The 13558-nt window shown below is 62.2% G+C and carries 9 protein-coding genes; 5 read left to right on the forward strand and 4 right to left on the reverse strand.

Annotation, left to right across the window (positions count from 1 at the left end; translation table 11 throughout):
* Positions 1–3 precede the first annotated feature (3 nt).
* The 4 genes from E4T63_RS02800 (at position 4) to E4T63_RS02815 (ending at position 9386) form a co-directional block, all read left to right on the forward strand.
* A complete protein-coding gene (locus E4T63_RS02800) occupies positions 4–2307 on the forward strand; it encodes a YgiQ family radical SAM protein (RefSeq protein ID WP_007967456.1) in 2304 nt (767 codons plus the stop codon).
* Positions 2308–2645: 338 nt separating this feature from the next.
* Positions 2646–5921 (forward strand): DUF2126 domain-containing protein, encoded by a 3276-nt coding sequence (locus E4T63_RS02805; RefSeq protein WP_134785307.1) that lies wholly within the window; start codon positions 2646–2648, stop codon positions 5919–5921.
* Between the two features lie 88 nt (positions 5922–6009).
* Positions 6010–8496: a circularly permuted type 2 ATP-grasp protein gene (locus E4T63_RS02810; protein WP_135294840.1), complete on the forward strand. Its 2487-nt coding sequence runs from the start codon at positions 6010–6012 to the stop codon at positions 8494–8496.
* Entirely contained in the window at positions 8496–9386 is an 891-nt protein-coding gene (locus E4T63_RS02815) for a transglutaminase family protein (protein ID WP_135294841.1), read from the forward strand. Before E4T63_RS02810 ends, E4T63_RS02815 begins: the two co-directional genes overlap by 1 nt.
* A 211-nt stretch (positions 9387–9597) precedes the next feature.
* On the opposite strand, the gene E4T63_RS02820 is transcribed toward E4T63_RS02815, so the two are convergent.
* Positions 9598–9783, reverse strand: a complete 186-nt coding sequence (locus E4T63_RS02820) for a hypothetical protein (RefSeq protein ID WP_007967464.1) — start codon at positions 9781–9783, stop codon at positions 9598–9600.
* 68 nt (positions 9784–9851) lie between these two features.
* Positions 9852–10439, reverse strand: coding sequence for a TIGR00730 family Rossman fold protein (locus E4T63_RS02825; RefSeq protein WP_135294842.1), 588 nt, complete (start codon positions 10437–10439; stop codon positions 9852–9854).
* A 340-nt stretch (positions 10440–10779) separates the two neighbouring features.
* Between E4T63_RS02825 and azu the strand changes: the two genes are divergently transcribed.
* A complete protein-coding gene (gene azu / locus E4T63_RS02830) occupies positions 10780–11226 on the forward strand; it encodes an azurin (RefSeq protein ID WP_135294843.1) in 447 nt (148 codons plus the stop codon).
* Positions 11227–11424: 198 nt separating this feature from the next.
* Here azu and nadE read toward each other — a convergent pair whose 3' ends face one another.
* Together nadE and pncB are read right to left on the reverse strand one after the other, a co-directional pair.
* A complete protein-coding gene (nadE, locus tag E4T63_RS02835) occupies positions 11425–12252 on the reverse strand; it encodes an ammonia-dependent NAD(+) synthetase (RefSeq protein ID WP_134785309.1) in 828 nt (275 codons plus the stop codon).
* Positions 12253–12256: 4 nt separating this feature from the next.
* Entirely contained in the window at positions 12257–13480 is a 1224-nt protein-coding gene (gene pncB, locus E4T63_RS02840) for a nicotinate phosphoribosyltransferase (protein WP_041065644.1), read from the reverse strand.
* Positions 13481–13558: the final 78 nt, after the last annotated feature.

Consider the following 13558-nt stretch of genomic DNA (forward strand, 5'->3'; position numbering starts at 1 on the left):
GACATGCAAGCAGCCAAGCCGTTATTTGACTATCCGAAGTACTGGGCCGAATGTTTCGGGCCAGCGCCATTCCTGCCGATGAGCAGGGAGGAGATGGATCAGCTCGGCTGGGATTCCTGCGACATCATCATCGTCACCGGTGATGCCTACGTCGATCACCCGTCGTTCGGCATGGCGATCATCGGCCGGCTGCTGGAGTCCCAAGGCTTCCGCGTCGGGATCATTGCCCAGCCGAACTGGCAATCCAAAGACGACTTCATGAAGCTCGGCGAGCCGAACTTGTTCTTCGGCGTCGCGGCCGGCAACATGGACTCGATGATCAACCGCTACACCGCGGACAAGAAAATCCGTTCCGACGACGCCTACACCCCGGGTGGCATGGCGGGCAAACGTCCGGATCGCGCGAGCCTGGTTTACAGCCAGCGCTGCAAGGAAGCCTACAAGCATGTGCCGATCGTCCTCGGCGGCATCGAAGCTTCCCTGCGTCGCATCGCCCACTACGACTACTGGCAGGATCGCGTGCGCAACTCGATCCTGATCGACGCCAGCGCCGACATTCTGCTGTACGGCAACGCCGAGCGCGCCATCGTCGAAGTGGCCCAGCGTCTGTCCTACGGGCACAAGATCGAAGACATCACCGACGTGCGCGGCACCGCGTTCATCCGTCGTGACACGCCGCAGGGCTGGTACGAAGTCGACTCCACGCGTATCGACCGTCCGGGCAAGGTCGACAAGATCATCAACCCGTACGTCAACACCCAGGACACCCAGGCTTGCGCCATCGAGCAAGAGAAGGGCCCGGTGGATGATCCCGAGGAAGCCAAGGTCGTACAGATCCTGGCCAGCCCGCGCATGACTCGCGACAAGACCGTGATCCGCCTGCCGTCGATGGAAAAGGTGCGTAACGACCCGGTCCTGTACGCCCACGCCAACCGCGTGCTGCACCTTGAAACCAACCCGGGCAACGCCCGTGCGCTGGTGCAGAAACATGGCGAGATCGACGTCTGGTTCAACCCGCCGCCGATTCCGATGACCACTGAAGAAATGGACTACGTGTTCGGCATGCCTTACGCACGGGTTCCGCACCCGGCGTACGGCAAGGAGAAGATTCCGGCCTACGACATGATCCGTTTCTCGGTGAACATCATGCGTGGCTGCTTCGGCGGCTGCACCTTCTGCTCGATCACCGAGCACGAAGGCCGGATCATCCAGAACCGTTCCGAAGAGTCGATCATTCGCGAAATCGAAGAGATCCGCGACAAGGTCCCGGGCTTCACCGGTGTCATCTCCGACCTCGGCGGCCCGACCGCGAACATGTACCGCATCGCCTGCAAGAGCCCGGAAATCGAATCCGCGTGCCGCAAGCCGTCCTGCGTATTCCCAGGCATCTGCCCGAACCTGAACACCGACCACTCGTCGCTGATTCAGCTGTACCGCAGCGCCCGTGCCTTGCCGGGTGTGAAGAAGATCCTGATCGCCTCCGGCCTGCGTTACGACCTCGCGGTCGAGTCGCCGGAGTACGTCAAAGAACTGGTGACCCACCACGTCGGTGGCTACCTGAAGATCGCCCCGGAGCACACCGAGGAAGGTCCGCTCAACCAGATGATGAAACCGGGCATTGGCAGCTATGACAAGTTCAAGCGCATGTTCGAGAAGTACACCAAGGAAGCAGGCAAAGAGCAGTACCTGATCCCGTACTTCATCGCCGCGCACCCGGGCACCACCGACGAAGACATGATGAACCTGGCGCTGTGGCTCAAGGGCAACGGCTTCCGTGCCGACCAGGTGCAGGCGTTCTATCCGTCGCCGATGGCCACCGCAACCGCGATGTACCACTCGGGCAAGAACCCGCTGCGCAAGGTCACCTACAAGAGCGACGGCGTGACCATCGTCAAGAGCGAAGAGCAGCGCCGCCTGCACAAGGCGTTCTTGCGTTATCACGACCCGAAAGGCTGGCCGATGCTGCGCGAAGCGTTGATTCGCATGGGCCGTGGTGATCTGATCGGTCCGGGCAAGGATCAGTTGATTCCGCTGCATCAACCGGCCACCGACAGCTACCAGAGCGCCCGTCGCAAGAACTCGACGCCGGCCGGCAGCCACAAGGTCGCGAAAGAGAAGACCACCAAGATTCTCACCCAGCACAACGGCCTGCCGCCGCGTGCCAGCGACGGTGGCAATCCTTGGGACAAGCGTGAACAGGCCAAGGCTGCGGCATTCGCCCGCAACCAGCAGGCGGCCAAGGAGCGCAAGGAAGCGGCCAAGGGCAAGGGGCCGAAACCGGCTCGCAAGCCGGTCGTACCGCGCTAAGTCGCTTTTTGTTTCAACAGAACGCCAACCTTCGGGTTGGCGTTTTGCATTTCAGGTTTCAGGAAATGCGCTGAATCGACTGGCCCCTTCGCGAGCAAGCCCGCTCCCACAGTTGGAATGCGGTCTCCTGTGGGAGCGGGCTTGCTCGCGAAGGCGTCATCTTAGGCGCCGCATCTACCACTGCCGCCACATTTAGGCGCAACTTCCTCAATCCATTTCCCCGCATCGCCCGATTTTGGTGCTGTACTGCCCTGAGCATTCCGGGAAAGCGCCCAAGCCTCTGCATGGCATAAGTCTTGCGCGCTTTCGAATACGCTTAGGCTCGCAGGAGGCACGCCGTGTCGATTCATGTCGCATTGCATCACGTCACGCATTACCGCTACGACCGCGCTGTCGAGCTCGGCCCGCAGATCGTACGCCTGCGTCCGGCCGCCCACAGCCGCACGCGGATTCTTTCGTATGCGCTGAAGGTCTCGCCCGAGCAGCATTTCATCAACTGGCAGCAAGACCCGCAGGGCAACTACCTCGCGCGTCTGGTGTTCCCCGAGAAAACCGACGAGTTGCGCATCGAAGTCGATCTGCTGGCCGAGATGGCGGTGTTCAACCCGTTCGACTTCTTCCTCGAACCCTACGCCGAGAAAATCCCCTTCACTTACGCGGCCGATGAGCGCAAAGAGCTGGCGCCGTACCTCGAAACCTTGCCGCTGACCCCGGCATTCAAAGCCTATCTGGACGGGATCGACCGTACGCCGCTGCCTGCTGTGGATTTCCTGGTGATGCTCAACCAGCGCCTCAGCGAAGACATCCGCTACCTGATCCGCATGGAACCGGGCGTGCAGACCCCGGAACACACCCTCGAACATGCGTCCGGCTCCTGCCGCGACTCGGCGTGGCTGCTGGTGCAACTGCTGCGCAACCTCGGGCTGGCCGCGCGGTTCGTTTCCGGTTATCTGATTCAACTGACCGCCGACGTGAAGAGTCTCGACGGCCCGTCCGGCACCGAAGTGGACTTCACCGACCTGCACGCCTGGTGCGAGGTGTACTTGCCGGGCGCTGGCTGGATCGGTCTGGATGCTACGTCCGGGTTGTTCGCCGGTGAAGGGCATATCCCGCTGGCCTGCAGTCCCGATCCGTCCTCGGCGGCGCCGATCAGTGGCCTGGTCGAACCGTGCGAATGCCAGTTCAGCCACGAAATGTCGGTGGAGCGGATCTGGGAAGCACCACGGGTGACCAAGCCCTATACCGATGAGCAGTGGCTGGCGATTCAGGCGCTGGGCCGGCAGATCGATGCCGACTTGCTGGAAGGCGATGTGCGCCTGACCATGGGCGGCGAGCCGACCTTCGTCTCCATCGACGACCCCGATGGCGCCGAGTGGAACACCGCCGCGCTGGGCCCGGACAAGCGCCGCCTCTCCGCCGAACTGTTCCAGCGCATGCGCCAGCACTATGCGCCGAAAGGTCTGGTGCATTTCGGTCAGGGCAAGTGGTACCCCGGCGAGCAATTGCCGCGCTGGTCGCTCAACTGCTACTGGCGCCGCGATGGCGTGCCGATCTGGCAAAACAGCGCGCTGATCGCCGATGAGCAGCAGGACTACGGCGCCGATGGCGAACTGGCCGGGCGTTTTCTGGCGAGTGTTGCCGAACGCCTGAAACTGCCTGCTCGTTTCGTGTTTCCAGCCTACGAAGACAATTTTTATTACCTCTGGCGTGAGGGCGCATTGCCGAGCAACGTCAGCGCTGAAGACTCGCGTCTTGAAGAACCGCTGGAGCGTGCGCGTCTGCGCAAGGTTTTCGCGCAGGGCCTGGATAAAGTGATCGGCCAGGTGCTGCCGCTGGCCCGCACCGCCAAGGGGGATCAATGGCAGAGCGGGCGCTGGTATCTGCGCGACGAGCATTGCCGGCTGGTACCGGGGGATTCGCCGCTGGGTTATCGCTTGCCACTCGGCTCGCAGCCGTGGGTGAAGGCCGCCGAGTATCCGTTCATTCATCCCAACGATCCGAATCAGGACTTCCCCGAGCTGCCGAACACCGCGCAGCTCAACAGTCATGCCGAACCCGCCACGGCCGCCGAACGCGCGCCGAAAATTGACGAGTCCGCCGACTGGCTGACCCGCACCGCCTTCTGTGCCGAAGCGCGCGAAGGGCGTCTGTATCTGTTCATGCCGCCGCTGGAGCGGGTCGAAGACTATCTGGAACTGGTGGCGGCCATCGAAGCCACCGCCGAAGAGCTGCGTTGCCCGGTGCTGCTGGAAGGTTACGAGCCTCCGAGTGATCCGCGCCTGAGCAACTTCCGCATCACCCCGGATCCGGGCGTGATCGAGGTCAACGTGCAGCCGTCCGCGACTTGGGACGAACTGGTCGAACGCACCGAGTTTCTCTATGAACAGGCGCGGCAAACCCGCCTGACCACCGAAAAATTCATGATCGACGGGCGCCATACCGGCACCGGCGGCGGCAACCATTTCGTCCTCGGTGGCGCGACCCCGGCAGACTCACCATTCCTGCGCCGCCCGGACCTGCTGCGTAGCCTGATCAGCTACTGGCACAACCATCCGTCACTGTCCTACCTGTTTTCCGGTCTGTTCATCGGCCCGACCTCGCAGGCGCCGAGGGTCGATGAAGCGCGCAACGACGCCCTGTACGAACTGGAAATCGCCTTCGCGCAGATGCCTGAACCGGGCGAAGCGTGCGCGCCGTGGCTGGTGGATCGACTGCTGCGCAATTTGCTGATCGACGTCACCGGCAACACTCACCGCGCCGAGTTCTGCATCGACAAACTGTATTCGCCGGATGGCGCTACCGGGCGCCTTGGCCTGCTGGAGCTGCGCGCCTTCGAAATGCCGCCGCATGCGCGGATGAGCCTGGCTCAGCAGTTGTTGCTGCGTGCGCTGGTTGCGCGATTCTGGCGCGAGCCCTACGCGCCGCCGAAACTGGCGCGCTGGGGCACCGAGCTGCACGACCGCTTCATGCTGCCGCACTTTATCGAGCAGGATTTCGCCGACGTTATCGTTGAACTGAACAACGCCGGTTATCCATTGCGCGCCGAGTGGTTCGCTGCGCATCTGGAGTTCCGTTTTCCCAAGGTCGGCGATTACGCGGTCAGCGGCATCGAGATGGAGCTGCGCCAGGCGCTGGAACCTTGGCATGTGCTGGGCGAGGAGGGTACGGCCGGCGGCACGGTGCGTTATGTCGATTCGTCGCTGGAGCGTTTGCAGATCAAGCTCAGCGGCCTGCCGCCGCAGCGCTATCTGCTGACCTGCAACGGCATTCCGCTGCCGCTGCAACCAACCGGGCGCATCGGTGAGTTCGTCGCCGGCGTGCGCTTTCGGGCCTGGCAACCGGCCAACTGCCTGCAACCGACCATCCCGGTGCACGCGCCGCTGGTGTTCGACCTGCTCGACACCTGGATGCAGCGTTCACTGGGCGGTTGCCAGTACCACGTGGCGCACCCGGGCGGGCGCAATTACGAGACGTTACCGGTCAATGCCAACGAAGCGGAGAGCCGGCGCATGGCGCGGTTTTTCCGCATCGGACACACGCCGGGGAAACTTCCGATACCGAACCTGACAATCTCCGACGAGTTGCCGATGACGCTCGATTTGCGACGTTTCTAAGTCCTGCACGACATGCGGATTTTTCGTATATCCGCACGTCATGTGCCTGCGTTAGTCTGACCGTTCCCTGCTGTCTGCCGAGCTTTCCATGCCTGACCTGCTAGACCGCTACCCGCTGACCGCGGGCACTTATCACGAACTGCTGAATGACAGCGGGGAAGTGCGCCCGCACTGGCGGCGGCTGTTCGATCAATTGCAGCGCAGCACCCCGGCGCAACTGGTGCAGCGGCAGGCGTTGCTGGCCCGGCAGATTCAGGAAAACGGCGTGACCTACAACGTCTATGCCGATCCAAAGGGCGCTGACCGCCCGTGGGAGCTGGACCTGCTGCCGCACGTGATCGCTGCTGACGAGTGGCAGCAACTGTCGGCGGGGATTGCCCAGCGAGCTCGCTTGCTCAATGCGGTACTGGCCGATCTGTATGGGCCACAGCGGCTGATCAGCGAAGGGCTGTTACCGGCGGAGCTGGTGTTCGGCCACAACAATTTTCTCTGGCCCTGTCAGGGTATCGCGCCACCGGAAGATGCCTTTCTGCATCTGTACGCCGTGGACCTGGCGCGCACGCCGGACGGGCGCTGGTGGGTCACGGCGGATCGTACTCAGGCGCCGTCGGGCGCGGGGTATGCGCTGGAAAATCGCACCATTGTGTCGCGGGCGTTTCCCGAGTTGTACCGCGATCTGAAAGTGCAGCACCTGGCCGGCTTCTTCCGCACCCTGCAGGAAACCCTCGCGCGTCAGGCGCCGTGTGCCGATGACGCGCCGCTGGTGGTGTTGCTGACGCCCGGACGCTTCAACGAAAGTTACTTCGAACACCTTTATCTGGCACGCCAGCTCGGTTATCCGCTGGTGGAGGGCGGCGACCTCACCGTGCGCGATGCCACGGTGTACCTGAAAACCCTCAGTGGTCTGCGCCGGGTGCACGCGATCATGCGCCGGCTCGACGATGACTTCTGCGACCCGCTGGAGCTGCGCACCGATTCGGCACTTGGTGTGCCTGGCCTGCTGGAAGCGGTGCGTCAGGGCCGGGTGCTGGTGGCCAACGCCTTGGGCAGCGGCGTGCTGGAGTCACCGGGATTGCTCGGATTTCTGCCGAAGATCAATCAGTACCTGTTCGGCGAGGAACTGCTGCTGCCGTCCATCGCTACATGGTGGTGCGGCGAGGCGCCGGTGCTGGCGCAGGCGCTGGAAAAGCTTCCGGAGCTGCTGATCAAACCGGCGTTCCCCTCACAAAGCTTCGCCCCGGTATTCGGCCGCGATCTGAGTGAACAACAGCGCCAGGCACTCGCCGAGCGGATGCAGGCGCGGCCATACGCGTATGTCGCGCAAGAGTTGGCGCAGCTGTCCCAGGCGCCGATCTGGCAGGCCGAAGACGGCCAACTGCAACCGCGAGCGATCGGCATGCGCGTGTACGCGGTGGCCAGTGGTGACGGCTATCGCGTATTGCCCGGTGGGCTGACCCGGGTCGCCGCCGAGGCCGATGCCGAAGTGGTGTCGATGCAGCGCGGTGGCGCGAGCAAGGACACTTGGGTGCTGGGCGAGCGTGCGCCGAGTGGCGAACAATGGAAAACCCAGCGCAACGTCGGCGTACACGATCTGGTGCGCCGCGATCCTTACCTGCCCTCGCGGGTAGTGGAAAACCTGTTCTGGTTCGGTCGTTACTGCGAGCGTTGTGACGACAGTGCGCGACTGCTGCGGATCATGCTCGCGCGGTATGTCGATGGCGATGATCCGCAAGCGTTGCAGGCCGCTGTGGAGCTGGGTGAGCGTCTGATGTTGCTGCCGGAGGAGGGTGAGCTGCCGGAGCGGCTGCTGGCGGCGCTGCTCGGCGAGGACTGGTCGTTCAGCCTGCGCTCCAACCTGCAGCGCCTGCAATGGGCGGCCTCGCAGGTGCGCGGCAAGCTCTCGCGGGAGAACTGGCAGGCCTTGGTCGAGTTGCAACGCGAGGCGCTGGAACTGGACACCGAGGAGCCGGACTTCGGCGAGTTGCTGGATTTTCTCAACCGGCTGGTGATGTCGCTGGCGGCGCTTTCGGGTTTCGCGCTCGACGACATGACCCGCGACGAAGGCTGGCGCTTTCTGATGATCGGTCGGCGGATCGAACGCTTGCAGTTTCTCAGCCGCAGTCTGGCCGCATTTCTGCGCGGCGCCGGGGCGTTCGATCAGGCGGGGCTGGAATGGCTGCTGGAACTGGGCAACAGCAGCATCACCTACCGTTCGCGGTATCTGGCGGTGGCGCAGTTGATTCCGGTGCTCGACCTGTTGCTGCTGGATGAGCAGAACCCGCACGCGGTGCTGTTCCAGTTAAAACTGGTGACCCGCACTTTGAAACGCTTGAACGATGATTTCGGCGTGCCTCGCGAGGCCGGATTGCCGCAGTTGGTCGAGCGTCTGGCTCGGTTCGATCTGGGCTGTCTGGAGAACCCGCTGTTCGGGGAAAACAGCGTGCGTGCCGCGCTCGATGGTCTGGCGGATTTGCTGCAAGAGATTGCCGAAGCCAGCGGTCAGGTGTCCGATCGGCTGGCGCTGCGCCACTTTGCCCATGTCGATGATGTCAGCCAGCGCACGGTGTCCGTCTGATGAGCGCGCACTACCAGATCTTTCACGACACCTGTTACCACTACGACAGCCCGGTTTCGCTGGCACAGCAACTCGCGCACCTGTGGCCGCGTGAGTGCACGTGGCAACGCTGCACCGAGCAGCAATTGCTGATCAGCCCGGACCCGACCACGCGGCGGGATGAACTGGATGTGTTCGGCAATCCGCTGACCCGACTGGCCTTCGAGCGCCCGCATGACGAGTTGCAGGTCAACGCCCGGCTCACGGTTGAGGTGCTGGCGCGGCCACTGGCGGATTTCAGTCTGTCCCCGGCGTGGGAGCAGACGCGCAACGCGCTGACCTACAGCAGTCAGCCGTTGTCCGCCCAAATGCTGGAGGCTTGTCGCTATCGGTTTCAATCACCCTACGTGCATTTGAAACGCAGCTTCGTCGAGTTTTCCGAAAGCTGTTTTCCTCCAGGCAGGCCCTTGTTGCTGGGCGTGCAGGCCTTGATGCAGAAAATTTTCAGCGAATTCACCTTCGACGCCGAGGCGACGCAAGTGGCGACGCCGCTGGTCGAGGTGCTGGAGCGCCGGCGTGGCGTGTGTCAGGACTTCGCGCATCTGATGCTCGCTTGCGTGCGCTCGCGAGGGCTGGCAGCGCGCTACATCAGTGGTTATCTGCTGACCCAGCCGCCGCCGGGACAGCCACGGCTGATCGGCGCCGACGCGTCGCATGCCTGGGTGTCGGTGTTCTGTCCGGTATTGGGCTGGGTGGATTTCGATCCGACCAACAACGTGCAGCCGGCGCTGGAGCACATCACCCTGGCGTGGGGCCGGGATTTTTCCGATGTGTCGCCGTTGCGCGGGGTGATTCTGGGGGGCGGCAGTCACGACCCGGAGGTCCGCGTCACGGTGATGCCATTGGAATAACACAGCACCCCATGTGGGAGCGGGCTTGCTCGCGAAGGCGGTGTGTCAGTTACATAAATGTTGAAGGTGAAGACGCCTTCGCGAGCAAGCCCGCTCCCACAGGAAGCCGTATCGTGTTCGGAAAACGGGGAGGGTGTGGGGGCCAGCGGCTGAACCGCCAGCCCCGTCACAAATCCGCAGGGTCTGACTCGATCATCAAACCCGGTGGGGCTCAGGCGTCAGGCGCCTGGTCTTTCGGTGCATCAACATCAACATCGTCATCAGTCGCCACTTCACCGTCAGGGTTCAGTGCCGCTTCTTCAGCCTGCTGTTTCTTGCGCTGAAGCTTTTCCTCTTTCTTCTTTTCCTTTTCCAGGTCTCGTTGACGTTTGGCGAAGGAGTAATTGGGTTTGGCCATGGGCGATCCTCTGGGGTCGAAGGTGAGGTTGAGCGGCGCGTATTCTGCCCTGTATCGGTGCCCGGCGGTTAGCCGGGTTTTTGGTCGACCCACTTGGGCGTGACGGTCGGCTTCCAGTTATCCAGGGCGTCGAGCAGCGATTGTGCTGATTCGCTCACTTGCAGCATGTCACGGTGTGGGGCGCGAACGAAGCCTTCGCCGACGATATGGTCAAGAAAAGCGGTGAGTTTGCTGTAAAAACCGTTCACCTCAAGCAGCCCCAGCGGTTTGCCGTGGTAGCCGAGCTGGCCCCAGGTCCAGACTTCGAACAGCTCTTCCAGCGTGCCGAGACCGCCGGGTAACGCGATGAACGCATCGCTCAGTTCAGCCATGCGGGCCTTGCGCGCGTGCATGCCATCGACCACTTCAAGGCGCGTCAGGCTTTTGTGACCGATCTCCTTGTCCATCAGGCTTTGCGGAATGATCCCGATCACTTCGCCGCCGGCGGCCAGCGCGGCGTCCGCCACCAGGCCCATCAGGCCCACGGCACCACCACCGTAAACCAGCGTCAGTTGGCGCTCGGCGAGTGCCCGGCCAAGGGCTCGGGCGGCTTCGGTGTAAGCCGGATCAGTGCCGGCGTTGGCACCGCAAAATACACAAACGGATTTGAGAGACATGCCTTCCTCCTGGGTCAATCCGTCACAGGGTAATGGCTGGCACGCCTTGATCCAAGGACTAAGCTTCGCGTTCTGGCGATTCAAAGGTACCGCTGGCGCCACAGGCGTAGGCGGCGAGCAAACTGCACAACAGACCGTTAAAGAACATGACAGGCACTCCGTTTCAGTAGATGCGCCGATCATAGGCCCGGCCCGGGATTATCGCCGGTAGATTGTTTCGATGAGTGTCATAGCCTGAAAGTTGTATACAATTTTTGACTCAAGTCATAGGAACTTGCGAAGATTTCAGGCAGTCTTTCCACCATTAGTGTTTTTGTTAACCCTGCCTTGGAGATTCACCATGTTTTCCAAAGTTGTTGCGGTATCCCTGCTGGCGCTGGCCAGCAGCCAATTGATGGCTGCCGAGTGCAAAACCACCGTTGATTCCACCGACCAGATGTCCTTCAACACCAAGGAGATCGTGATCGACAAGAGCTGCAAGACCTTCACCGTCGAACTGACCCACTCCGGCAGCCTGCCGAAGAACGTCATGGGCCATAACCTGGTGGTCAGCAAAACCGCTGACATGCAGCCGATCGCCACCGACGGCCTGGCCGCTGGCATCGACAAGAACTACCTGAAAGACGGCGACGAGCGCATTATTGCCCACACCAAGATCATCGGCGCCGGCGAGAAAGACACGCTGACCATCGACGTATCGAAGCTGACCGCTGGCACTGACTACGGCTTCTTCTGCTCCTTCCCGGGCCACATCTCGATGATGAAAGGCACCATTGCTGTGAAGTAAGCAGGTTCACCGCGTTATCGTTCTTCGCGAGCAAGCCCGCTCCCACAGGGTTTGTGTCGGTCACACATTTTGTGAACAACCGGCACACTGTGGGAGCGGGCTTGCTCGCGAAGAGGCCATCAGCATCGACAGGTGAACTGGCCAAAGAAAAGCCCGCTGAGGATCGCTCCTCAGCGGGCTTTTTCATTCGGTCGCCGATCAAGGCGCGAACGGCATGACCCGCTTGTGATGGGTCTTGTTGTAGGTGCTGACGATGATGTCGAACGCTTCCTGACGCACCGGCTCGCCGTGCAGGAAGGCGTCGATCTCGGCGTAGGTCACGCCGTGGGAGGCTTCGTCCGGTTTGCCCGGCGACAGGTCTTCCAGATCCGCGGTCGGCACTTTTTCCACCAGCGATTCCGGTGCGCCGAAGCTGCGGGCAATCGCCCGGACCTGGTTTTTCACCAGGCCGCTGAGCGGGGCCAGGTCGCAGGCGCCGTCACCGAACTTGGTGAAGAAGCCCATCACCGCTTCCGCCGCGTGGTCGGTGCCGATCACCAGACCGTGCGCGGCGCCGGCGATGGTGTACTGGGCGACCATGCGCATCCGCGCCTTGGTGTTGCCGAGCACAAAATCCACCGACACCGCATGTTTGCCTTCGAACGCCGCCACTTCCTTGGCCAGGGATTTGACCGCCGGGCCGATGTTCACCGTGTGGCGTTCGTCCGGAGCGATGAAGTCCACCGACGCCTGGGCGTCGTGCTCGTCGAACTGGGTTTCGTACGGCAGGCGCACGGCGATGAACTTGTAGGCGTCGTCGCCGGTGCGCTCGCGCAGTTCACGTATGGCGCGCTGGGCCAGCAGGCCGGCGGTCAGCGAGTCGACGCCGCCGCTGATGCCCAACACCAGGGTCTTGAGGCCGGAATTGACCAGGCAATCCTGGATAAAGGTGATGCGCCGGGCGACTTCCGCTTCGAGGGCCTGATGCCCGGCGAATGGCGGTTGCACCTTGAGCTGTTCAGCAATCTCACGCTGTACGGCTTGCATGAATTCACTCCTTGCTAGATAGACTGGAAACGGCAGGAACCTGAAACACATGTCGCAAATAGGCGACGAAATTCGGGTCTTTGCAGTGGGTCTTGCCGGGCTCGTCGGAGATCTTCGCCACCGGCTGGCCGTTGCAGGCGGTCATTTTAAGCACGATGCTCATCGGTTCGACACCCGGAATGTCACAGGTCAGGTTGGTGCCGATGCCAAAGCTGACGTTGATCCGCCCGTGCAGCGCGCGGAAGATCTCCAGCGACTTGGGCAGGGTCAGGCTGTCGGAGAACACCAGGGTCTTGCTCATCGGGTCGATGCCGAGCTTGTGGTAGTGGGCGATGCACTTTTCACCCCACTGCACCGGATCCCCGGAATCGTGGCGCAGACCGTCGAAGAGCTTGGCGAAGAACAGGTCGAAATCGCCGAGGAAGGCGTCGGTGGTGATGCAATCGGTGAGAGCAATCCCCAGCAGGCCACGGTATTCGCGCACCCAGCAGTCGAGGGCGGCGATCTGGCTGTCGATCAAGCGTGGGCCGAGTTGTTGGTGGGCCATGATCCATTCATGGGCCATGGTGCCCAGCGGTTTCATGTCCAGCTCGCGAGACAGGTGAACGTTGCTGGTGCCGACAAAGCGCCCGGGGAAATCGTGCTTGAGCACGTTGACCACTTCTTCCTGCACGCGATACGAAAAGCGTCGGCGGGTGCCGAAGTCGGCGACCTGCAATTGCGCCAGTTCGTCGGCCGAGGCGTTGGCGCTGAGCCAGTCGAACTTGCGATACAGCTGTTCGCGCGCCTGTACCAGTTCGATTTCCCGGTAGCGATAGCGGTTGCGCACTTCGCTGACGATCGCCAGCAGCGGTACTTCGTAGAGAATCACGTGCAGCCACGGACCGCGCAGACGGATGAACAGTTCGCCGTTCTCGATTCCGGTGTGCAGGTAGCGCAGGTTGAAGCGGAACAGGCCGAGAAAGCGCAGGAAATCCGGCTTGAGGAAGGTGATGCGCTCGAGAAAACTCAACTGGTCGGCGCTCAGGCTCAGTTCGGCCAGACGCTCGATCTGGTAACGAATCTCGGCCAGATACGGCCGCAGATCCTCACTGTTACGGCAACGAAACTCCCATTCGACTTCGACGTTGGGGTAGTTGTGCAGCACCGCCTGCATCATCGTCAGTTTGTAGAAGTCGGTGTCGAGCAGGTTCTGCACGATGCGATCGGCAAACACACTCTCGCTCATAAACGGGGTCTCCAGGTACACCGCGCGGATGCGCGGGATCAATCAATGACGCTAGTGGCGCATATCAGCGGTGGGGAT

Source organism: Pseudomonas fluorescens (assembly GCF_004683905.1).
Taxonomy (GTDB): domain Bacteria; phylum Pseudomonadota; class Gammaproteobacteria; order Pseudomonadales; family Pseudomonadaceae; genus Aquipseudomonas; species Aquipseudomonas putida_A.